Raw genomic sequence first — 22,700 nt, forward strand, 5'->3', positions numbered from 1 at the left:
CGGGTTTCGTGCCGGGCTAAGCGAGCGCGTCGTGGTGCCAGTGGAGGTCCGCGTCCTCCCGCCGCGGGCCGCGGGCTGATGCGGTCTGGGGCGGCGCCGTCGGGTTCTTGAAGTCAATCCCCGCGAGCTGCGTGTAGTGGCGGAAGACGTCCGTGTTTTGGATGAAGCCGCGGAAGCGCTCGGCGCCGGGGCCGAGGGCGAGGATGGGCACGTAGTCGGCCGTGTGGGTGTTGGCGGACCAGCCGATGCCGATGTGGTTGCCCATGAGCTGGCCGAGTTGCGAGCTCCAGTTGGATTGCAGCCCGTAAAGCGCGCGGCCTTTCTTCTCCATGAACGGCAGGAGCGTCGCAAGCTGGTCGGCGCGGATTTCGTAGCCGGTCGCGTCGAGGATCACCCGGGCGACGTCGGCGGGTTCGCGCGGCACCTTGAAATCGACCGGGTATTCCTCCGAGCCGAGCGTGGTGGCGATGTAGCTGAAGCTGCGGCGGACGTTCAGGAGGTTTTTGAAGAGCGGGTCGCTCAAGTTGTATTCGCGGCCGGCGCCGTTGAGGCCGGGGTTGCCGGTGCCATGGTCGGTGGTGAAAACAAGCAGCGTGTCGGGATGCCGCTTCTGGAATTCGAGGCAGACGTCCATCGCCTCGTCGAACGCGATCTGGTCGTGCAAGGCGGCCGCGGCGTCGCACGCGTGCCCGCCGTGGTCCACGCGTCCGCCCTCGACCTGCATGATGAAGTGCGGCTCGCGCTGGAGTTTCTTGAGCGCGAGCGTCGTGAGTTCGGCGAGCGTCGGCGCGGCCGCCTTCGCCGCGTCGTCCGCGCGGGCATCGAGCGTGAACGGCAGGTGGCTGATGGCGAACGTGCCGAGCCAGGGCTTGTCGAGGGGCGCGGCGCGAAGTTCCGCGGCGGTCTTCATCACCGCGTAGCCGGCGGCCTTGTAATCGGGGTAGAGGTCGAGGACGAGCCTGCGCTTGACCGGATCCTTCATCAGCGCGGGATCGAAGTAGTGCTGGCCGCCGCCGAGAAGGACTTCGATCTTGCGTTCGAGGTATTGCTTCGCGATGGCGGGTGCCGCCTCGCGCTTGAGTCCGCTCGCGGCGAATCCCGCGGGCGTGGCGTGGGTGATCTCCGTCGTGGTGACGAGAGCGCGTTTCCATCCGGCTTCGCCGAACAGCTCGTAAAGCGTCCGCAGTGTCGTGCCGTCCGGCAGGATGTTGACCGTGCCGTTGACGATGCGCGAGCCGCTGCCCCATGCGCAGGCGGATGCGGATGAGTCGGTCACGAGCGAGTTGAGCGAGCGGACATCCATGACGCCCGTGTGCGTGTCCGGGCGGTTGAGGAGCTGCATCCACGTGAGCCCCCGTCCGCGGAGCAAGTGCGAGAGATGGTCCGCGCACGTGAGCGTGCCGCTGCTCATGCCGTCGGCGACGAGGTGGATGATGTGGCGCGGCTTCTGCCCCGGGCGGGCGCCGGAGGGCTCGGCGGGGCGGGTGACCTGCGGGGCCACGAGCGACGTGGCGGCAATCGCGCCCGACTGCGTGAAGAACCGGCGGCGGTCGAAAGGCATGGCGAAAACTAGCCGCTGCCCGCGGCGAAGCCAACGGGGAATTGCCTGCCGCGCCTCGCGCGACCTACAGCCGCTTGATGCGCACGTTGCGGAAGGCCACCGGGTCGCTGTGTCCTGCGAACCCGAAGTGGCCCTTCGTGCGCGTGAGGCCGGGATGCTTTGACTTGGCCATGAACGTCCCGGGATCGATCTTCGCGAGGTCGGTGTCGAGGATGACTTCGCCGTTGAGCACGACCTTGATGGTCGAGCCTTTCACGGTGACTTCCTGCTCGTTCCATTCGCCGTTGGGTTTCTGGAAGCCGCGCTTCGCGCCGGCCATTCCGTAAGCGGAGCCGTGGACTTGCCGCGGGTCGAGCTTGCCGCGGACCTTGTCGTAGTTGTCGTCGAGCACCTGCACCTCGCACATGCCGACGTAGGCGGTGTCGCCCGAGCCCGGGTAGCGAATCGCCAGGCCGTTGTTGCCGCCGGACGGGACCTTGAACTCGAGCCGCACGATGAAGTCGGCGTATTCCTCCTTCGTGTAGATCGTGCCGCCCTTGCCCTTCTTGCAGACGATCGCGCCCTGGACGACTTCGTAGTTGTCCACCGGGCCCGACCAGCCCTCGAAGTCCTTTCCATTGAAAATGGAGACGAAGCCGCGCTCGGGGTCGGGCTGAAGACTCGCGCACGCTGCGGCGCCGGCGACGGCGGCGGAAGCGAAGGCGACGGTGAGAATGCGATGAGCGTTCAAGTGAGAGTCGTTTGGAGGGTTGCCTTCGATTACTTCCCGGGTTGGATTTCGCGGATGAAGATGTTTCGCCAGCGGATTTCACCGCCGTGGGTCTGGAGCTGGATCGGGCCTTTCTCGGGCACGGAGGTCTTGCGGTCGTAGTAGTTCTCCATGCGCGCCTTGTCCACGACGAGCTTGTCGTTGAGCCACACGGTGACGATGTCGCCCACCATGATGATCCGGAACTTGTTCCACTCGCCGAAGGGCTTGTCGGCGATGACGAGCGGGTCCTTGCCGGGCGCGCCGGCGCTGTTGTTCCAGAGTCCGCCGGAGCCTTTGGGCTTGCCGAGCTTCACGGCTTGCTCGCTCGTTTCGGTCGAGTCCCAGATTTGCACCTGCGGCACGCCGCGCAGGTAGATGCCCGAGTCGGCGAGCGGCACGGTCTTGTATTCGACGAGGAGCTCGAAGTCGCCGTAGTCCTTCTCGGTGCTCGCGTAGGCGCCAAAGCCGTCGTTCACGAGTTCGCCGGCTTCGACATACCAGTGCGGTTTGCCGGTCTTGGCGTTGAGTTCCATCATCGAGCCCTTCTGGTCGGCGGCGGTCCATTTGAGGATTTGCCCGGCGCGCGCCTCGGGCGTCATCGCGAGCAGCTTGCGGTGGTCGAAGGTCGTGCCGCCGCGAAACCCCGCGAGGTCCTTGCCGTTGAAGAGCGCGGTGAAGCCCTTGGGCGGTGTCGCCTGCGCCTGCGCGGAGGCGGGCGCGAGCAGTGACGAGAGTGCAGTGGCAATGAGCAGGAGCGGGGTTCGAGTGTGCATGAGTCGTTCCGGTTTGTAGCGGGATTGGGGGGCGCGGTCAACGGGCAGTCGCGGACTTCCGGCCCGGAGCCACGCATGAGCCCGGGCCTCCGCGCTCTGTTTGACACCGATGCCAACCTCCTCGGACGGGTGGAGGCGCGCTACGGTTTCGCGGCACCGCCAAGATTCTGCTCCAGCCAAGTCCGCGCCGTAGTCACGCTTGGCGGGAAGCCGCCGGGTCCGGGCCCACCCATCACGGCGATTTTGCCCTCCCTGTCCACCACGTATATGCGGTCCGGCCACGCGGCGTAAGCTTTGTTCGCGGCGTCATCCATGCCGTCCACGAGGCAGGGCAGTTTGATCTTGAGCATCGCGCAAGCTTGGGCCGCGACTTTGTTGCGTTCCTCGATCGTCTTCGGGTCCTTCACCAAAACGCCCTGCCGCTCGTTCTGCGGCACCTGCCAGCCGTCCGTGGGGTGGGCTTCTTTGATGTAAACCATGAAGAATTCCGCCTTGTCCTTGAACTGGTCGTAAATGCGTTCGAGGGAACCAACCTGGTCCCGAAAAGGCGGTCATGTGTAGCTGCCGAAAACAAGGACCACGGGCTTCTTGCCGCGGAAGCTCGCGAGTTGCACCTCGCGGTCACCCTCCTTGGTCTTGAGCTTGAAGTCGGGCGCGGTGTCGCCGACGCGCAGGTTGGTTTGCGTGCGGAGGTCGCCCGCGCGCTTGCCGGCCTTCTGCTGGGCGCCGGGTCGTGGTTGCTGTTGCGCGAGGGCCAAGGCGGCAGTGACGGCGAGTCCGATGGCGACAAGGGCAAGGGGCGTCGGTTTCATGGGGGATTGGGTGGGCTTTGAACGTCGAGAAGCTAGTCCCCGACTGCGACGGTCCACATGCCGGTCTGCACTCCGCGGGCCGTGCCGCGCCCGAGCGTGCGCAGCGGTTCGAGGAACTCGGCGTGTCCGTCCACCATCAGGTAGTTGAACTTGGCGTTGTGATACTGGGCCGACCTGATGCCGTTGCCTGCCTGGATGTGGTTGGCGTCGGTGGAATTGGGGATGAACGCCTGCGTCATGTTGCCCTGCATGGAAGTGGCGTGGACTTTCTCAGTCATCAACATGGTGCCGGTCGGGTCGTTGATCATGCTCGAGTGGAAGTAGGCCTCGCCTTGCGGGCCGTTGATGGTCTGTGAACCCGGCAGGGGGTTCATCCAGTTGACTCCCATGGCCAGGCTGGCGTTGCCGAAATTCCAGTTCAGCCCGATGCCGGTCTGGTTGCCCGGCGCGGGCGGCCAATCCACCGCCTGCGGCGCGCGGCCGCCGATCGTGATCTGCCCCATGTTATGGCGCGGCATCACGTAACTGCGGCGCAGCGCGAGGTAGTTGGAGTTGACGTTGTTCACGTTCGCCTGGTTCTCCACTTTGTCGGACGGACACTTGATGATGCGCATGCCCCGTGTGCCGATGACGGATGGATTCGCCAACTCGACCGGCAGGTAGGTGGCGCCGAGATACGAGCTGAGCAAGTCATCCCAACTGATCTGCGGCGGGCGGTCCGAGATCACCCGGTAGCCCGCAATGACCACCTTCTCATCGTTGTCGCCGGAATACAGGTGCGCCGCCGTCCCGATCTGCTTGAGGCTGTTGAGGCACTGGCCCGACTGCGCCTTCTTCTTGGCCGTCGCAAGCGCGGGCAGGAGCATGCCGGCGAGGATCGCGATGATAGCGATGACCACGAGCAATTCGATGAGCGTGAATCCGCGCGGGGTTGCTTTTGCTTGTGTTCGCATGGTGGAAGCTGCGGTTTGGCTACTTCTCCTTGATCCGGATTTGCACCGGGTCAATCACCCACTGCTTGCCCGCCGGCGGCTGCGGCACGCGCGGGATGAGCTTCAGATCGACCATTTCCTGAAACGTCTTCGGCACCCGGCCGGAGGCGTTTGCATAATCCTGCAGGATCGAATCAAGACTGTTCAAATCCATCGGCTGCTCCCGCGGTTGCGGGGCGGACGCCACCGGCCGCGCCGGTGCCGGCGGTGCAGTGACCGTCGCGGGCGCGACCACCCGGGGCGGAGTTGAAGGCGCGGGTGCGGGCTGCGGCACGGCGACGGCCGGAACCGGTGGCGCGGGTTCCTTCCTCGTGCAACCCGCCGCCAGCCCGAGCACCAGCCACGTGAGGCACACGGGGCCGCTCAAGTTCGCGAAGGGGCGCGTCAAATTCACAGCCTGTTGAAACTGTTGCCAATGTAATCAAGCCCCGCTGGCCGGTCAACACACTTTCCCTTTCCGTCCCCCCTGACCGTGGGCTAGCCTGCGCCGCATGCCGTTTACCAAACTCGGCCTTTCCAACGCGATGCTCGAGGGCGTCCGCGCGATGGGCTACGTCGAACCCACGCCCATCCAGCTTCGTGGCATCCCGCTCATCATGGAGGGCCGCGACATCATCGGCAGCGCGCAGACCGGCACGGGCAAGACCGCCGCCTTCGCGCTGCCCATCCTCTCCAAGCTCGACAAACACGCCCCCGGTTCACCCCGCGCGCTTGTCCTCGAACCCACCCGCGAACTCGCCTCGCAGGTCGAGACCGCCTTCCGCGACTACGCGCGCTTCACCGACCTGCGCGTGGCCGTCCTCTACGGCGGCGTCGGCTACGGCGCGCAGATCGAGGCGCTCACGAAGGGCGTGGACGTGATCGCCGCCACGCCCGGCCGGTTGCTCGACCACATGGAACAGGGCCGTTGCCGGCTGGACCGCGTGCAGTTCCTGGTCATTGACGAGGCGGACCGCATGTTCGACATGGGCTTCCTGCCGGACGTGAAGCGCATCGTGCAGAAATGCCCCGCCCAGCGGCACACGTCGCTCTTCAGCGCCACGATCCCGCCGGCCATCGAGACGCTCATCTCGTGGGCCATGCGCTCGCCGGAAACCATCGAGATCGGCGCGCGCCGCTCGCCCGCCGACACCGTCAAGCACGTCCTCTACCCGGTGAACTCGGCGCAGAAGGACGACCTGCTCCTCGCCCTGCTCGACCGCGTTCACTACGACTCGGTGATCGTCTTCTGCCGCACCAAGCACGGCGCCGACCGCGTCGCGGCCACGCTCAAGCGCGCCAACCACTCCGTCGCCGTGCTCCACTCAAACCGCACGCAGGCCGAGCGCGAGCACGCCCTCAAGGGCTTCCGCGAGGGACGCTACGAGGTGCTCGTCGCCACCGACATCGCCGCGCGCGGGCTCGACATCGCCAACGTCAGCCACGTCGTCAACTACGACGTGCCGCAGCACCCGGAGGACTACGTCCACCGCATCGGCCGCACCGGCCGCGCGGAGAACACCGGCGACGCCTTCACCATCATGATCGCCGAGGACGCCACGCACGTGTTCGCCATCGAGCGGTTCATCGGGCGGGCGGTCGAGCGCGTGAAGCTGGAAAACTTCGCCTACAAATACACGGCGCTGTTCGAGCAGGGAAAACCCGGCGCGCCCACGCCGCACGAGATGAAGGCCCGCGCCGTGCGCATCGGCAAGGGCTACCACTTCGGCCGGAGTGGAAGAAGGCGGTGAAGCATGCGTTTATCCCCTCGGCACCGAGCGGACTCCGGCTTCAAGCAGGACGAGCTGGCGATGGTTGGCGCGGGGCTGCTGTTTGTGCTTGCGCCTGCCACACCCGGGTTAGTCCGTCGCGCGCAGGAGAGGAGGCGCGCCGGCTGCACTACCCATTTGAAACAGATGCGCGGCGCACTTCGAAACTGGGCGCGGGAAAATAGGAAGACTACTGCGGACACATATTCTCTCACGAACGCTACTTTGTTTGCGTTTTTGAAAGGCGCCGTGCTGCCGGTCTGTCCGGCGGGCGGCCGCTACTCACCGGGCACAAACATCGCCGACGCGCCCACGTGCAACTTTCCCGGCCACACCTTGTAGCCAAACGTTCCGGCGCGTCCGGATGCCATGAAGACGCTTCACCTCCACCTCACACGCCAGGTCCTGCAGACGCTGGTGATGACGGTGCTGGTGTTCACCTTCGTGCTGCTGCTGGGCAATGTGCTGCGCGAGGTGATGGCGATGCTCGTGAGCCGGCAGGCGACGCCCGGCGGCGTGGCGCGCGCCATCGCGCTGCTCATCCCCTACGTGCTCGTGTTCGCGCTGCCGATGGGCCTGCTCACGGCCACGCTGCTCGTCTTCGGCCGGTTCAGCGCGGACCAGGAACTCACCGCCGCCCGGGCGGGAGGCATCAGCCTGCTCGCGCTCGTCGCGCCCGTGCTCGCGCTCGCCGCCGCGCTCAGCCTGTTGTCCGCCGCCGTCAACTGCGAGGTCGCCCCGCGCTGCCGCGTCGCCTACAAGGCGCTGCTCGACGACCTGCGGAACATCCCGCCCACGGCGCTCATCCCGGAGAACAAGTTCGTCACGGACTTTGACGGCTGGGTGGTGTATGTCGCCCGCCGCCGCGGCGAGGTGCTTGAGGATGTGCTGCTGTTCCGGCTTGAGAAGGGCGAGGTCGTCCAGCGCACGCGCGCGCGCCGCGCCACCATCACCGTCAACGCCGCCGAGCGCGAGCTGGAGTTCAACACGGAGGACACGTCCATCTTCCTGCGCGTCCAGCGCGAACAGCCGTCCGGCCCGGAAGCGGTCTGGCAGCCCGTCCACGTCGGCGAGATGACGGTGCCGATGAAGTTCAAGCCCGCGGTCGAGCAGGACGCGAAACCGAAACTCAGCGAGATGACGTTCACGCAGCTTCGCGCCGAACTGCGCGAGGCGCGGGCGCGCGGGCTGGAGACGTCGCCCATCCTCGTGCAGCTCCACCGCATGGTGTCGTTTTCGTTCGCGTGCATCGGCTTCACGCTGGTCGGCATTCCGCTGGGCATCCACGCGCACCGGCGCGAGACGAGCGCGGGCGTGGCGATGGCGCTGCTGCTGGTGCTGGTTTACTACAGCTTCTTCATCCTCGGGCAGGCGCTCGAAATGCGCGCGGCGTGGCAACCGCACCTGCTGATGTGGGTGCCGAACTTCCTCTTTCAATGCCTCGGCGCGTGGCTGTTGTGGCGCGCGGACCGCGGCGCTTGACCCCGGAGCCCGCCGCCAACGGACGGTCACGCAGGCCGGACACTACACCGGCGCAAGATGGGTTTTGCAGAGGGCTCCATCCTTCCTTTGCGCCTTTGCGCCAAGCCGGGCCTGCGGCGTTCAGTTGAAACCGAGCAACCGGCCGCCCTGATACGTGATGAACGCCAGCCCCCACGCGAGCGCGCCCATGTAAAGCCACTGGATGATGGGCCACTTCCACGAATTCGTCTCGCGCCGCACCACGGCCACGGTGCTCACGCATTGGAGCGCGAAGACGTAGAAGACCATCAGCGACACCGCGGTGAGCGGCGTGTAGGCGGGCGAACCGTCGGTGCGCTTTTCCTGCTGCATCGTCTTGGCGAGGTTCGCGGACGCAGCCTCTTCGGTGTCGGCGCTGCCGACGTTGTAAACGACGGACATGGTGCTCACGAACACCTCGCGCGCCGCGAACGACGCGACGATGCCGATGCCCATCTTCCAGTCGAAGCCCAGCGGCGCGATCGCGGGCTCGATGACATGACCAAGACGACCGGCGAAGGAGAGGCGAAGTTGGTCGCCGGCCGACGGCGCCGCATTCGGCGGACCGGTTCGGCTTGTCTGGCCTGACGCTTCCAACTTTGGATACGTCGCCAGAAACCACAACAGGATGTTGATCCCCAAAATCACCGTGCCGGCGCGGCGCAGGAAGAGCTTCGAGCGGTCCCACATGTGGCGCAGCGTCACCGCGAGCACGGGCCGTTTGTAGGGCGGCAGTTCCATGATGAGCATCGGCGCCGCGCCCTTGAGCAGCGTTTTCTTGAAGACCCACGCCATGCCCAGCGCGCCCGCGATGCCGAGCAGATACATCGCGAGCATCGTCAGCCCGCCGAGTTTGAAGAAGCCCAGCACGCGCACGTCCGGGATGCACGCCGCGATGAGCACCGTGTAAACCGGCAGCCGCGCCGAGCAGCTCATCAGCGGTGCGACCAGAATCGTGACGAGCCGGTCCTTCGGCGACTCGATGGTGCGCGTGGCCATGATGCCGGGAATCGCGCACGCGAACGACGAGAGCATCGGGATGAAGCTCTTGCCATGCAGCCCGACCTTGCTCATGAGGCGGTCCATCAGGAACGCCGCGCGCGCCATGTAGCCCGTGTCCTCGAGCAGGCTGATGAAGAGAAACAGCAGGCAAATCTGCGGCAGGAACACCACCACCGCGCCGACGCCGGCGATGACGCCGTTGACGAGCAGGTCGTTCAATTCGCCCGGCGGAATCGCGCCGCCGACTGTTTTGCCGAGCCAGCCGACCGCGCCTTCCATCCAGCCCATCGGGATTTCGGCAAACGTAAAGATGCTCTGGAACATCAGCGCCATGAGCGCGACGAAGATGGCGAACCCGTAAAACCGGTGCGTGAGCACGCGGTCGAGCTTGTCGCTGAACGTCTCGCGCAACGCATCGGCCTCGGTGACCACGCGCCGTGCGATTCCGCCGATGCGGGAGTAGCGGGCCTCGATCGCGGCGCTGCGCCAGTCCACGCCGGCGGCGTCGAGCCGCTGCCGCGCCGCGAGGACGGCCGACTGGATTTCCACCGGAAACGGCGCGGAGTGCGAGGCGAGTCCCTTTTCGTCGGAGAGCAGCAGCAGCGCCTCGGCGCGCGCGGAGGTGAAACGCGCCGGCGCGAGTTTCTCCATCATCGCGGCGAGCGTGGCAACCTCGTCGGAGAACCGCGCCGGCAGGTCGCAGAAAGTCCGCGGGGTGCGCGGGGCGAGACCCGGGTGGCCGGGCTTGGTGAGCATGGCGCGCAACTCCGCCACGCCGTCGCCCCGGCTCGCAACGAGCGGCAGCACGGGCACGCCGAGTTCCTTCGCGAGCGCGGCGGCGTCCACGGGGTGGCCGTTCTCCGCGGCCACGTCCATCATGTTCAATGCGATGATCGCGGGATAGCCGAGTTCGATGACTTGCGTCGCGTAATACAGATTGCGTTCGAGGTTCGAGGCGTCCACCACCACGACCACCGCCGCGGGCGCGGGCACGTCGGGGAGCCGGTGGAATAGCACGTCGCGCGAGACCTGCTCGTCGAGCGACTTGGGGCTGAGGCTGTAAGTGCCCGGCAAGTCGAGCACGGTGACGGCGCGGTCCGCGGGCGCGCCCTTGAGCGGGCCTTCCTTTCGCTCGACGGTGACGCCGGCGTAGTTGCCGACCTTCGCGCGCAGCCCGGTCAGGGCGTTGAACAGCGTCGTCTTGCCGGAGTTGGGGTTGCCGGTGAGCGCGACGCAACAGTTCGAGGCGGAGGGCGGCATGGTTCAGACGCAACGGCGCGAGGGCGCAAAGTCGGGAGTGTTCAGGGCGGCAAACTCCCTGCGCCCCTGCGTCACTGCGTCAAAAAGGTTCGCGCTCACTTCCCTCGAACGAAGATCAATTCCGCCTCGTGTTTCCGGAGCGTCAGGTGATAGCCGCGCACCTTGATTTCCACCGGGTCGCCGAGCGGCGCGAAGCGCACGAGCTCGACCGCCGTGCCGACGAGCAGGCCCATTTCGAGCAGCCGCGCACGGTCCTCCGCCGGCACACGAATCTCGGCGACGGTGCCGGTGGCGCCGACCGCGAGCGACGAAAGCGGCTGGGGTTCGGCGGACATCATGCGGCGCGTTGGCGGGGCGCGGACGGCGCCGGGATGGGCTCGACCATGATCGAGCCCGCAAGCTGCTTGCTGATGCCGAGCCGCACGTTGCAGACCTGGCAGATGACGTTTGTGTGCTTCATCAGCAGCTTGATGCGCTGCTCCTCGCAGAAGCCCATCTCACGCAGCCGGTGGTTCAGCTCGGGCGACGCCGAGAGCTGCTTGATGCGCACCGAGGTCCCCGCGCGCACGGTGTCCAGCGGACACGCCTCCGGCTGCGGGCAATGCCCGTTGACCGGTGCGAGGGGATTCGTCGGTTCATTCACGGCGCAGGACGCTAGTGTAGTTGAGACTGAGTTGCAAGAGGGGTATTCAGTGCCGTTGAGCCGTCGCACGCTGGCCGCGCAGCCTGAATCCCATTGCCAAAGCGAAACGGAATCGCGAGCGTCTTTCGCAAGGGCCGCGGCTGCGCGCTGCGTCCCGCCGAGTTGCAATGCCCCTGCCCGACCTCATCGAGATTGTCCCGCTCACGCAGCCCGTGCGCGCGGAGATCACCGTGCCCGGGTCCAAGAGCATCACCAACCGCGCGCTCGTGCTCGCCGCGCTCGCGGACGGCGAGACCACGCTGCGCGGCGCGTTGTGGAGCGAGGACACGCAGATCATGGTCGAGTGCCTGCAAGACCTCGGCTTCATGGTCAACGTCGCGCCCGACGCGGACGAAGTCAGCAACCGCACCATCACCGTTTACGGCCGGGGCGGCGAAGTCCCGCGCGGCGGAACGGAGGGCAACCCGCTCGAACTCTTCGTCGGCAACGCGGGCACGGCGGCGCGGTTTCTTGCGGCGTTCGTGTGCCTCGGCAGCGGCGTGTATCGGCTGCACGGCGTTCCGCGGATGCACGAGCGCCCTCAAGCTGCGCTCTTCGCCGCGCTGCGCCAGCTCGGCTACCACGTTGAATCGGAGGCGGACCATGAGAAGTTGCCCGTGAGAATCTGGGGAGGCTCACCCTCACCCCGCCCGCTCCCTGAGCGAGAGGGGGGCCGAAGGCCGGGTGAGGGTGACGGCAAGCGCCGTTGCAAAGTCAGCGTCGAGGAAAGCTCGCAGTTTGCCAGCGCGCTGCTGCTGTGCGCGGACGCGGGCGGCTGGAATGTCGAAGTGACCGGCGCGAACGAGGACGAGATGCCCTACGTGACAATGACGCGCGAACTCGTGAAGGTCTTCCCGCGCCGCGGCGGGGCATTTCAGATCGAACCGGACGCGAGCAGCGGGAGTTATTTTCTAGCAGCCGGGTGGTCTGCCTGGGCCCCGAAAACGACCTACAAGAGAGAACCAGACGGCGGGATGACCGTCCGTTTTGCGTTTGAAGAAGGGTTCGTTGCCGTCACAACGACCATGCGCCCGGACGGGACGACGACGACCGGACAGACAGGCTTTTCCCGGCCACTCCTTCCAAGAGGGCAACTGGACGCACCAGGGGTTTGTTCGCCGTCCATCTTGCAACTCCGTGTTTGCAACTGGCCCGCATCGGGATGGCAGGTGGACGGGAAATTCCCGGATTACTTGCCGGTTCCGTCCGGAGTCTCTCGCGCCACTGAACTGGGAGACAGCATCATGACAGCGATCATCCTCGCTGCGGATGAGGACACAGGGCGTGAATGGCGTGAACCGGCCGGAACGAAAGGAACCCTTCGCGATGTCGGCGGATTCCGACGACCCATTCGCTTCACTGACCTCGTCCGATTGCGCGTGCAGGAGTGTGAGCGCGTCGTCGCGTTGCGCACGGAGCTGACCAAGTGCGGCGCGAAGGTCATCGAGGAAGATGACACGCTCACGGTGTATCCGTCGCAACTCCACGGCGCGGAGATCGAGACCTACAACGATCATCGCATGGCGATGTGCTTCGCGGTTCTCGGCTTGAAAGTGCCCGGCATCAAAATCAAGAATCCCGCGTGCGTGAAGAAGACGTTCCCCAATTTTTTCCAGAAGCTCGCCACGCCGCCGCCGCGCGGGCTGGGCGTGGCCATCCTCGACGGCCGCACCGGGCGCCGGCTGGCGATGGAGGAGTTGTTTGCGGATTGAGCACTTCGTCCTCGTCCTGCGCGGCCGGGACTCGACCCGGTGGCGCCGGTCGCGCCGCGACCCACCGTCCGGCGAATCGAGGACGATCCGAAGAAACTTTGAACCGCAAGCCTTGAACTTTGAACGCTTCGATTGTCATCGCCGTTGACGGCACGAGCGCGAGCGGCAAGAGCAGCACGTCGCGGCACCTCGCGAAGCTGCTCGGCTTCGTCTACGTGGACACCGGCGCGATGTATCGCACGCTGGCGTGGCATTGCCTCGCGCAGCGCGCGGAGGTGAACGACGCCAGGGCCGTCGCCGCCGTGTGCCGCCGTTGGAAGACCTCGCTCGTGTGCGTGGACGACCACGTGCGCCTGCTCGTGGACGGCTACTGGCCGGAGAAGGAAATCCGCACCGCCGAGACGAGCGCGGCCGTGGCGCACGTCGCCGCCGTGCCCAAGGTGCGCGACTGGATGAAGGAGAAGCAGCGCGAGTGCGTGAAGTTCGGCAACCTCGTCATGGAAGGCCGCGACATCGGCTCGAACGTATTCCCGGAGACGGACTTCAAGTTTTACTTCGACGCCTCGCTCGCGGTGCGCAACCGCCGCCGCGCGGCCGAGGGCGTTTCGGAGAATCTCGCCGCGCGCGACCATCACGACAGCCAGCGCGCCGCCGCGCCGCTCATGGTGCCGCTGGGCGCCATGTATATCGACAACTCGGAGCAGACCATCCCGCAGACATGCGAGGTGATGCTTGCGGAACTCGAACGCAAGCTGGGACGCAAGCTCGCGCTTCAGCCCGAGGCGGCGTGACCCGAGGAGGCCGGGAATGAATCCGAGTTACTACCTCACGTGGAGGTTGTGCCGGCTGCTGTTCGCCACGTATTTCCGGTGGCGCGTCTTTCATCCGGATCGCGTGCCGCCCACGGGCCCGGTCATCCTCGCGGCGAACCACCAAAGCTATCTCGACCCGCCGCTTGTCGGCTCGGGCTTGACGCGTGGCATCAACTACCTCGCGCGTGAAAACCTCGTGAAGTTTCCCGTGCTCGGCGCCTACATGCGTTCGCTCAATGTCGTGCCCGTGGACCGCGACGGCGGCGGCGCGGCCGGGCTCAAGGGCATTCTCGACCGGTTGCTTGCAGGCGGTGGCATCATCCTGTTTCCCGAGGGCACGCGCTCGTGCGACGGCTCGCTCCGGGCAGCGCGGCCGGGCATCGGCCTCACGATCATCAAGTCCGCCGCGCCCGTGGTGCCGGTGCGAGTGTGGGGCACGTTCGAGGCGTGGTCGCGGCACGGGAAACTCCCGCGTCCGCGCCCCGTCGTCGTCAAGTATGGCCACCCGTTGCTGTTCGAGAAGGAGCGCGCCGAGGCGGAGTCGTGCTCGAAGCCGCGACTGAAGGAAATTTACCAGGAGATCGCCGGGGAACTCATGCGCCGCATCGCGAGGATGGAGCCGTGCGAGGATGTGGAGAGGTTTCCGTGACGTGGTGCGTCGCGCGTCACAACCTCACGACTTCATACCGACGGCTTCGCAGAGCCGCCTCATTCCTTCGCGCGCCAACCGCTCGCGCAAGCCGCCCACGATGTCGCGCGCGAGCCCGGGGCCTTCAAAAACCAGCCCCGAATAGACCTGCACGAGCGACGCGCCGGCGGAGATCTTTTCCCACGCGTCGTCCGCGTTGAGGATGCCGCCGACGCCGATGATGGGGAGCGCGCCACGAGTCTGCCGGAACAGGTGCCGCACGACTTCCGTGGACCGCGCGCGCAGCGGCCGTCCGCTGAGTCCGCCCGTCTCGGAAAAAGCGCGCCGGCATGATTCGTCGCTCGAGTCCGGCCGGGTAATGGTCGTGTTCGTCGCCACGATGCCCGCGATGTGGCGCGGACCGGTGAGTTCAAGGATTTCGTCGAGCGCTTCAAACGAAAGGTCGGGCGCGACTTTCACGAGGACGGGCTTTGCGTGGCTCGGGGTGCGTGGTGCGTGAAGATCCGAATCCGCCACGGGCCGGCTTGAGTCAGCATTTCCCTTCACGCGCCACGCGCCACGCGCCACGTTCTCTTCCTGCACGGCCGCGAGGACTTCATCAAGCGCCGCCTTGTCCTGGAGCTGGCGCAAGTTCGGCGTGTTCGGCGAACTCACGTTCACGACGAAGAAATCCGCGTGCCCGCGCAGCGTGCGAAACGAGTTCGCGTAGTCCTCGGCGGCCTTGTCGATCGGGGTGGCTTTCGATTTGCCGAGGTTGATGCCGACCGGGTGCGCAGGCCAGCGGCCAAGCGCGCGCCACGCGGCAAGCTTTGCGGCCATCGCCTCCGCGCCGCCGTTGTTGAAGCCCATCCGGTTGACGAGCGCCTCGTCGGCGACGGCGCGAAACATCCGCGGCGGATCGTTGCCGGGTTGCGGGTGCCACGTCACGCCGCCAAGTTCGCTGAAGCCGAATCCGAGCGCGGGCCACACGGGCGCGGCGGCGGCGTGCTTGTCCATGCCCGCGGCGAGGCCGACGGGGTTCGGAAATCTCAGGCCCCAAAGCTCCACCGGCAGCGGTGGCGCGCCGAAGAACGACGCGAGCGCGTCACACGCGGTCTCGCTGCGCGACGCGCGCGCGAGCGTGGCGAGCGTGCGGTTGTGGATGTCCTCCGAGTCGAAGGAGAACAGCCACGGACGGAGGCACGCGCGGTAGCACCAGCTCACGCGCGCAGGCTAGCCGAGCGCGTGGAGCGTTGCCAGCGGCGAGCGAATAGCCAGCCCAACAAGCCCGTCGAACTCCGGCCTGTCCAACGGAGCCATCGCCCGCGACGTGATCGTCCGGGATTTCCTTGTTCCGCCGTCAAACGAACCGTTAGGCTGCGCCGGCTGTGAAATTGCAACACGCACAAACCCCCGCGCGGCACGCGGCGCGAATCTTCGCGCGCGCCGCACTCGTTGTCGCGTGCGTGTTCGCGGGTTGCCGACGGGACGAACTCCAGGTCTATCGCGTGCCGAAACCGCCCGCGCCGGTCGTGTCCGCGGCGAAGGCTGACCCGCACGGCGGCGGCCGGCCGCACATTCACTCCAAGGCGCCCGCGGGCTGGACGGATGCGGGCGCGACGCGGACCCGCGTGGCGAATTTCTCGCTCACGCGCGACGGACAGTCCGCCGAGATCGCGGTGATGCCGTTCCCCGGCATGGGCGGGACCGACTTGCAGTTTGTGAATTTGTGGCGCGAACAACTCAAGCTGCCCGCGGCCACCGAGGAGGAACTCCTCAAATTCATGACGCGCATCGTCGTGAACAGGCAACAGGGCAAGCTGTTCGACGTGACCGGCCCGCCGCCCTCGGGCGAGGGCCAGCGGCAGGACCGCATCATCGTGGCCGTGGTGCCGGTGGACGGGCTCACGTGGTTCTTCAAGCTGACGGGCGACGCGGCGCTTGTGGACAAGGAGAAGCCCGCGTTCGTGGAGTTCCTCAAGACGGTTGAGTTCGCCGACGACGAGCACGGCCCTTCGACTTCGCCCGCCCCCGCGACGGCGGCCGCGGGCATGCCCGTGTGGGACCTGCCCGCGGCGTGGAAGGAACAGCAACCGCCCGACATGATCCTGCGAAGTTTCGCCTCGACCGGCGACGCGGGGAAGAAGGTGGACATCACCGTGAGCAAGTTTTCCGGACCCGCGGGCGGCGTGCAGGCCAACGCCGACCGTTGGCGGACGCAGGTCGGCCTCGGGCCGATGGACGCCGCGGAACTGGCAAAGCTGCCCGTGCTCGATCTCGCCGCGGGCAAGGCGACGCTTGTGGACGTCTCCGGGGTGAGCGCGCGCACGGGCGAACGCACGCGCATCATCGGCGCGATTGTGCCGGACCGCGGGGAGACGTGGTTCTTCAAGCTGATGGGCGATGTGGATGTCGCGGAGCGCGAGCGCCCGAGTTTTGTGAAGTTCGTCCAGTCCGTGAAGTTCGCCGCGCAGTAATCCTCCGACCATGCGCGCCAAGCTTCTCGCCGTCCTCTGCTCGCTCAAGCTCACGCTGGTGCTGCTCGTGTCCGGCCTGGTGGTTGTGTTCATCGGCACCGTCGCGCAGGCGGACGAGGGCCTCTACTACGCGCAGGCGCGCTACTTCAAGAGTTGGGTTGTCTCGGGCTTCAGCTTCTTCGGCCACAAGGTTCCGCTGCCGTTGCCGGGCGGCTACCTCATCGGCACGTTGCTGCTCGCGAACCTCACCGCGGCGCACATCCAGCGGCTCAAGGTCTCATGGAAGAAATCCGGCATCCTCTTGACCCACGCCGGGCTCATCCTGCTGCTGCTCGGCCAGCTCGGCACGGACATGCTTTCCATCGAGAGCGCCATGCGGCTCGAGGAGGGCGAGACGAAGAATTACTCGGAGGATTTCCAGTCCAACGAACTGGTCTTCATCGACACGTCCGACCCGAAAGACGATTCGGTGGTCTCCGTGCCGGAGTCGTTCCTCGCGCGCGGCGGCACAATCGCTGACAAGCGCATGCCGCTCGAAGTCCGCGTCAAGCACTACTGGCCCAACTGCGACCTCGAGGAGCGCCCGCCCGCGGGTTCGGTGCCTGCCGCGGCCACGCACGGCATGTTCACAAACCGCGTCGTCCACGCGCTCAAGCCCGACGACACCGACTCGCGCGCGCGCGCCGCCGCGGTGGTGGAGTTCACGTCCTCGAAGGGTTCGCACGGGACGTTCCTCTTGGCCACGCGCGGTTCCGCGCCGCAGTTGCTGGAGTTCAACGGCAGCATCTATCACCTCTCGATGCTGTTCGCGCCGGCACTCGGCGGTCACCAGATCGTCGTGGCGGACCCGGGCGCGGGCCGCGATGCCGACCCCGAGATGGTCCCCGAGTCGGAGTTTGCGAAGCATCCGGAAGTCACGTTGAAACGGCTGCCGCTGACGATGCGCGTCCGGGGTTTCTGGCCGCGCTGCGTGCTGTATCGCGAGCTGCCGAAGGAGGCCGTGTTCCCGGAGGTCACGCAGGGCGCGTTCGGCGGCATCGCCATCGCCCCGCGGCCGATCGTGAAGGACATGGAAAATCGCAACCTCCCTGCCGCCGAACTTGAGCTGCTCGACAACGGCAAGTCGCTGGGCACGTGGCTCGTCGCCGTGAGTTCGAGCGCGCGGCAGACGGTGAGCGCGGGCGGCAAGACCTACGAGGTGGCCATGAGGTTCCGGCGGCATTACACGCCCTACTCGTTCACGCTGCTCAAGTTCACGCACGACAAGTATCGCGGCACGGAAATTCCGAAGGACTTCCGGGCGCGCGTCCGCGTGGAACATCCCGCCAAGGGCGACGCGCGCGAGGTGGACATCTGGATGAACAACCCGCTGCGCTACGAGGGGCTCACGTATTTCCAGGCGAGCTTCGACAAGGACAACGACCAGCGCGAGCGGAAGGTCACCATCCTGCAGGTCGTGAGCAACCCAAGCTGGCTCACGCCGTATTTCGCGTGCGTGATCGTCGGCGTGGGGCTCACGGTGCAGTTCATGATTCACTTCGTCGGGTTCATCCGGAAACGCCCGGCCGCCGCGCCGAAGGCGGCGTGATGCGCCGGACCCGGTCATCACAAACTCCGCCGCAATCAAACCCGCCGCCCGGACGTCAGACCCACTGAGTTATGAAGAAATGGATTCCCTGGCTGCTCGTCGGCGTGTTCGCGCTCGAGCTCCTCGCGGCGTTGCGGCCGAAGCAGGACAAGCCCGGCACTTTTGCCGCGAATGAGTTCGGCCGCCTGCCCGTGCTGCTCAACGGCCGCGTGCAGCCGCTCGATTCCGTCGGGCGCAACGCCCTGCTCGTGCTCCGCGGCACCGCGTCCGTCCCGCTCGAGGGCAATGGCGCGAACGGCGCGTGGGGCGCCTTTGACCAGCTCGCCAAGGACGGCGGGATGACCGAGCGCAAGTGGTATCAATTCGGGAAGCACCCCAGGCGCCTCAAGCCCTCCGCGTGGATTCTCGAGGTGCTCTGCAACCCTGCGGTCGCCGACACGCGCCACGCGTTCCTCGTGCATCACCCGGACCTGCTCGGCCAGCTTTCGCTCCAGGAGAAGGGCGTCGAGCGGTCGGGCCTGCGTTTCTACACGTTCAACGACCTCGCCCCTCATCTTCTGCTCATCGAGAAGGAAGCCCGCCACATCGGCACCACCACCAAGCAGGAACATCGCAACACCTACCAGAAATCCGTCATGTCGCTTCACCGCTCGTTGCAGGTCTATCTCGGGCTCAAGAACAGCCTCAAGCCCGAGCGCGCGACCGACTTCGAGCGCGAGATCGGGACCCTCGGCCGCATCATGGGCGAGGGCTACGCCGCCGTGCAGAAGCAACAGGCGGGGCAGGACTACAACAAGGAAATCTTCGAGCGGTTCCTGGCGCTCGTGGAACCTTACGCCAACATCGCGCAACAAGTGAAGATGGCGCAGCAAATGTCGCTGCAGCAGGGCTTTCCCTTCCTCGTGCCGCCGTGGAGCTCCAGCCACAAGTCCGACGACTGGCAGCACGTGAGCGCGAGCCTGATGGACGCCGTGCGCAGCGGCGACATCCATCCCGCCATCGGCCACTACGCCGCGATGAGCTCGGCATTCGGCGCGGGAAACGTCGCGGAGTTCAACCGGCACGTTGCGGGCTACAAGGCGTGGCTCGCGAAATCCTTCGAGCCGGAACTGAAGAAAGGCCGGCAGGAATCCTACTTCCACGGTTACCTGCCATTCTACCGGTCGATGATCATCTACGTGTTCGCGCTGCTGCTCGCGGCGGCGTCGTGGCTGAACTTCTCGCCGACGCTGAACCAGGCGGCGTTCTGGCTCACGGGGCTTGCGTTTCTCGTGCACACGTCGGGGCTGGTGTTCCGCATGTATCTGGAATGGCGCCCGCCGGTGACGAACCTCTATTCGTCGGCGATTTTCGTCGGGTGGGGCGCGGTGATGCTCGGCCTTTTCCTCGAACGGCTGTGGCGCAACGGCATTGGCAGCTTCACCGCGTCGGCCATCGGCTTCGTCACGCTCATCATCGCGCACCACCTCTCGGTGGACGGCGACACGATGGAGATGATGCGCGCGGTGCTCGACACGAACTTCTGGCTCGCGACGCACGTGACCACCATCACCATCGGCTACTCCTCGACATTTCTCGCGGGCTTCCTCGCGATGGTTTACCTGCTGCGCGGCGTGTTGACCACGTCGCTCGACAACGAACTCGCCAAGTCTCTCGCGCGGATGGTTTACGGCATCGTGTGCTTTGCGACGCTCTTCAGCTTCGTCGGAACCATTCTCGGCGGCATCTGGGCGGACCAGTCGTGGGGGCGCTTCTGGGGCTGGGACCCGAAGGAAAACGGCGCGCTCCTCATCGTGCTTTGGAACGCGACGATCCTGCACGCCAAGTGGGGCGGCTACATCAAGGAACGCGGGCTGATGAACATGGCGCTCGTCGGAAACATCGTCACCGCGTGGTCGTGGTTCGGGGTCAACATGCTCGGCATCGGCCTGCACAGCTACGGCTTCATGGACGCCGCGTTCAAGTGGCTGATGACCTTCAACGCGACCCAGCTCCTCCTGATTGCGCTCGGCTCGCTGCCGCTGAAATACTGGCGCAGTTTCCGCGCCGGCTGCGCCGGCGGCACATGAACGCCCAAGGCCGCGCCCCCGTCGGGGGCGCCGAAGACGGCGTAAGGTAGCTCGACCTTCCGGTGTCGAGTTTTGAAACCAACCTCGCGCCCCCTCCCGACATCGGAATGTCGAGTTACGGCTCCAACCACACCGGCTGCGTGTAGGCGCCGTTCGCGGCGATGTCCCATACTTCGAAGCGCACCCACTTGCGGCCCGCGAGGTCGGGCGCGAGCTTCAGCTCGGTCTTCCCGAACGCCGTCGTGTTCAGCATCTCGATGCGATGGCGGAACACATTCTTGCCGTCACCGGAAATCACCTCGGCAAACTTGAGCGGGAAGGTCCATTCGAGTTCCACGCGCACCTCGGGCTTCTCACCGGGCCGCGGCTTGAGCGTCTCGCCACTGGACTTGCCGTTGACGATGAACTGCCGGATGAGCACCTCGCCCGTGGTCGTGAAGAACGCGCCCGCGCGCAGCGTGTCGAGCACCGGCTGCCAGCCTTCGTCGTAGCTCGGCAGCTTCGCGAGGCGGAGGTAGTTGATGTTCATGTGGCCGTAGAGCTCGTGCGTGCGGTCGATCTTGAAGACGTCCACCTCGCCCGGCAGATACTTTTTCTGTCCCCAATTCGCCATGTCATTGAGCAGGTCGAGGCAGCGTTCGCCGAGCCGCTCGCGCGAGAGGTCCGCGGGCATCGCCTTCCACGCCGCACCGAGCCACGAGTCGGACAGGTAGAAGTCCTCGTTGCGATAAATGTCGGGTGTCCAGCTCGAGGCCTTGATGCGCGCGTGCGCGGTGAAGGCCAGCCCCTTCTCGCGCTGGATGAGGTTGAGCATGTCGGCGCGGTTGCCGGTGCGATAGAGGGTGCCGTAGCGCTCGTGCCTCTCCTCGAACGGCTGGCCTTCGCCGCGGACCATCGTCCAGTAAACGGGCTTCGGAAACATCAGCATCCAGTGGCCGGGATGCTTGCCGGGCTCGTTCACGCCGAGGTGCACATTCGCCTCCTCGCCGGGGATGAGCAGCAAATTCGTGTCGGACAGCCGCCGGCATTCCTTGAACATCGCGTCCAGTTCGGGCAGCCGCAGCGGGCCGGGGTCGCGCGGATGCCCGTCGCCATGGAATTCGCCGAGGTGCACCGCCTGCACGCCCATGCGCTTGAAGACGTCCACAAACTGCGGCACCGCGGGCGGCTGCGCGCGCGACTTCGCCGCCTCGATCGCGGCCATCGCGATGGCCATGTGATAGTGCGACGTGAACGTGACGTGTCCCGGCAGCTCGGCGAAGCGGTCCTGCCGCGTGAAGCGCAGCGTCTCGAACAGCGCGTTGCCCGCGGGCCCGTGCGTGAGCAGCAGGAAGCACCCGAGCCGCTGCGATGTGTTCGGCGGCGCGTTGAACCACGGCACGTAGTTGCCGCCGCCCTTGGGGTCCTGCCGGATGCCGAAGCCGAACCGGTCCACGAACTGGTGCCGCCGGCCGAACCACACGAACTCGTTGTTCGTCGTGATGTCCACCGGGAAGAAGAACTGGTGCGGCGCGGGGAAGATCGCGAGGCTGCCCGTCGTGCATTCGGCGATCAGCACGCGATGGCGCACCGCGAGCGAGCGGTCCGGCGTTCCCGGCAATGCCGACGTGCCCTGCATCCTGCCATCCGTGTCCATCCACGCGAACGCCTGCGCGCCGTCAATGTCACCCGTGAGGCCGAGATCGTAGATGAACGCGAGCCCGTCCTGCTGGGTGGTGACCACCGCCTCCATCTGCACGAGCCGCGTGTCCGCGTAGAACGTGAAACGCAGCTCGCCATTGAAGGGCCCGATGGCGACGTCGCCGAACGCCACCGTCGCGCGCCGGCCTTCGCTGGTCACGCGCGCCCGGGTGAGCTTGAACTCGCCGACGTGCGTGCGGTTCGGTCGCTTCGCGGGCGAATCAAAGAACGTGTTCCACGGGCTCATCCCCGGCGGGCGCCCCGCGGGCGCGACGCGCGTGCCGACAGTCATCGTCACGAGCGGATGCATGTTGCCCATCCACGGCTCGCCCGTGAGGTCGCCCGGCCCGAGCGCGAGGATGGCGCGGATGAGCGGCCGCTCCGGGTCGAGCGAGAACTTGAGCCAGCCCGTGACGCGGTCGGCCATCGGCCACATCACGAACAGTTCCTGCTCCACCTCGTGCACGCGCACGCCGCACGTGGCGGAATAACCCGTAAGATCGGCTTTCACCGGGTCGGCGGCGGGTGCGGTCGCGACGAGGAACGCGAGCACGCCAGCAAGCCACGAGGCGCGTGAAGCGCAAGCTGGCGCCGGTCGCTCTGCGGCATGCGACCGGTCGCAGCGCGCCAGCGTCCCGCAGGCAAAATCGTGT

At 66.4% G+C, this 22,700-nt stretch carries 20 protein-coding genes; 8 read left to right on the plus strand and 12 right to left on the minus strand.

What is annotated here, in order from left to right:
• Window positions 1–16: 16 nt before the first annotated feature.
• From FJ386_01040 to FJ386_01070, 7 genes are all read right to left on the minus strand, one after another.
• Window positions 17–1,561, minus strand: a complete 1,545-nt coding sequence (locus FJ386_01040) for a hypothetical protein (GenBank protein MBM3875292.1) — start codon at window positions 1,559–1,561, stop codon at window positions 17–19.
• 64 nt (window positions 1,562–1,625) lie between these two features.
• Entirely contained in the window at window positions 1,626–2,363 is a 738-nt protein-coding gene (locus tag FJ386_01045; GenBank protein MBM3875293.1) for a DUF1080 domain-containing protein, read from the minus strand.
• Window positions 2,321–3,085: a DUF1080 domain-containing protein gene (locus tag FJ386_01050; GenBank protein ID MBM3875294.1), complete on the minus strand. Its 765-nt coding sequence runs from the start codon at window positions 3,083–3,085 to the stop codon at window positions 2,321–2,323. Before FJ386_01050 ends, FJ386_01045 begins: the two co-directional genes overlap by 43 nt.
• 140 nt (window positions 3,086–3,225) lie before the next feature.
• Window positions 3,226–3,600, minus strand: coding sequence for a hypothetical protein (locus FJ386_01055; protein MBM3875295.1), 375 nt, complete (start codon window positions 3,598–3,600; stop codon window positions 3,226–3,228).
• A gap of 36 nt (window positions 3,601–3,636) precedes the next feature.
• Window positions 3,637–3,897 (minus strand): redoxin domain-containing protein, encoded by a 261-nt coding sequence (locus FJ386_01060; GenBank protein ID MBM3875296.1) that lies wholly within the window; start codon window positions 3,895–3,897, stop codon window positions 3,637–3,639.
• A gap of 32 nt (window positions 3,898–3,929) precedes the next feature.
• The gene (locus FJ386_01065; GenBank protein ID MBM3875297.1) at window positions 3,930–4,850 is read right to left on the minus strand and encodes a type II secretion system protein; all 921 of its coding nucleotides are present in this window, start codon (window positions 4,848–4,850) and stop codon (window positions 3,930–3,932) included.
• Window positions 4,851–4,869: 19 nt separating this feature from the next.
• Window positions 4,870–5,283, minus strand: coding sequence for a hypothetical protein (locus FJ386_01070; GenBank protein MBM3875298.1), 414 nt, complete (start codon window positions 5,281–5,283; stop codon window positions 4,870–4,872).
• 97 nt (window positions 5,284–5,380) lie between these two features.
• On the opposite strand from FJ386_01070, the gene FJ386_01075 reads away from it, so the two are divergent.
• Together FJ386_01075 and FJ386_01080 are read left to right on the plus strand one after the other, a co-directional pair.
• A complete protein-coding gene (locus FJ386_01075; GenBank protein MBM3875299.1) occupies window positions 5,381–6,619 on the plus strand; it encodes a DEAD/DEAH box helicase in 1,239 nt (412 codons plus the stop codon).
• 387 nt (window positions 6,620–7,006) lie between these two features.
• Entirely contained in the window at window positions 7,007–8,119 is a 1,113-nt protein-coding gene (locus tag FJ386_01080) for a YjgP/YjgQ family permease (GenBank protein ID MBM3875300.1), read from the plus strand.
• Window positions 8,120–8,239: 120 nt separating this feature from the next.
• Here the strand turns inward: FJ386_01080 and feoB are convergent, their stop codons facing one another.
• The 3 genes from feoB to FJ386_01095 form a co-directional block, all read right to left on the minus strand.
• The gene (gene feoB, locus FJ386_01085; protein MBM3875301.1) at window positions 8,240–10,399 is read right to left on the minus strand and encodes a ferrous iron transport protein B; all 2,160 of its coding nucleotides are present in this window, start codon (window positions 10,397–10,399) and stop codon (window positions 8,240–8,242) included.
• A gap of 95 nt (window positions 10,400–10,494) precedes the next feature.
• A complete protein-coding gene (locus FJ386_01090) occupies window positions 10,495–10,734 on the minus strand; it encodes a ferrous iron transport protein A (protein ID MBM3875302.1) in 240 nt (79 codons plus the stop codon).
• Window positions 10,734–11,210, minus strand: coding sequence for a ferrous iron transport protein A (locus FJ386_01095; protein ID MBM3875303.1), 477 nt, complete (start codon window positions 11,208–11,210; stop codon window positions 10,734–10,736). The genes FJ386_01090 and FJ386_01095 overlap by 1 nt, the downstream gene beginning before the upstream one ends.
• On the opposite strand from FJ386_01095, the gene FJ386_01100 reads away from it, so the two are divergent.
• The 3 genes from FJ386_01100 (at window position 11,210) to FJ386_01110 (ending at window position 14,254) form a co-directional block, all read left to right on the plus strand.
• Entirely contained in the window at window positions 11,210–12,793 is a 1,584-nt protein-coding gene (locus FJ386_01100; protein ID MBM3875304.1) for a 3-phosphoshikimate 1-carboxyvinyltransferase, read from the plus strand. The genes FJ386_01095 and FJ386_01100 overlap by 1 nt on opposite strands.
• A gap of 119 nt (window positions 12,794–12,912) precedes the next feature.
• A complete protein-coding gene (cmk, locus tag FJ386_01105; GenBank protein MBM3875305.1) occupies window positions 12,913–13,584 on the plus strand; it encodes a (d)CMP kinase in 672 nt (223 codons plus the stop codon).
• A 16-nt stretch (window positions 13,585–13,600) separates the two neighbouring features.
• The gene (locus tag FJ386_01110) at window positions 13,601–14,254 is read left to right on the plus strand and encodes a 1-acyl-sn-glycerol-3-phosphate acyltransferase (GenBank protein MBM3875306.1); all 654 of its coding nucleotides are present in this window, start codon (window positions 13,601–13,603) and stop codon (window positions 14,252–14,254) included.
• A 24-nt stretch (window positions 14,255–14,278) separates the two neighbouring features.
• On the opposite strand, the gene FJ386_01115 is transcribed toward FJ386_01110, so the two are convergent.
• Complete coding sequence (locus FJ386_01115) at window positions 14,279–15,457, minus strand: quinone-dependent dihydroorotate dehydrogenase (protein ID MBM3875307.1); 1,179 nt, start codon at window positions 15,455–15,457, stop codon at window positions 14,279–14,281.
• Between the two features lie 164 nt (window positions 15,458–15,621).
• Here FJ386_01115 and FJ386_01120 point away from each other — a divergent pair, with 164 nt between their 5' ends.
• The 3 genes from FJ386_01120 to FJ386_01130 all read left to right on the plus strand — a co-directional run bounded on the left by FJ386_01120 (window position 15,622) and on the right by FJ386_01130 (window position 20,367).
• Window positions 15,622–16,710 (plus strand): hypothetical protein, encoded by a 1,089-nt coding sequence (locus FJ386_01120; protein ID MBM3875308.1) that lies wholly within the window; start codon window positions 15,622–15,624, stop codon window positions 16,708–16,710.
• A gap of 10 nt (window positions 16,711–16,720) precedes the next feature.
• Window positions 16,721–18,298 (plus strand): cytochrome c biogenesis protein ResB, encoded by a 1,578-nt coding sequence (locus FJ386_01125; GenBank protein ID MBM3875309.1) that lies wholly within the window; start codon window positions 16,721–16,723, stop codon window positions 18,296–18,298.
• A gap of 71 nt (window positions 18,299–18,369) precedes the next feature.
• Window positions 18,370–20,367 carry a cytochrome C biogenesis protein gene (locus tag FJ386_01130; GenBank protein ID MBM3875310.1) on the plus strand — a complete coding sequence of 666 codons (1,998 nt, stop codon included), beginning with the start codon at window positions 18,370–18,372 and terminating at the stop codon, window positions 20,365–20,367.
• A 115-nt stretch (window positions 20,368–20,482) separates the two neighbouring features.
• On the opposite strand, the gene FJ386_01135 is transcribed toward FJ386_01130, so the two are convergent.
• Complete coding sequence (locus FJ386_01135; protein ID MBM3875311.1) at window positions 20,483–22,600, minus strand: hypothetical protein; 2,118 nt, start codon at window positions 22,598–22,600, stop codon at window positions 20,483–20,485.
• Window positions 22,601–22,700 lie beyond the last annotated feature (100 nt).

The organism is Verrucomicrobiota bacterium (assembly GCA_016871675.1).
Taxonomy (GTDB): Bacteria; Verrucomicrobiota; Verrucomicrobiia; order Limisphaerales; family VHCN01; genus VHCN01.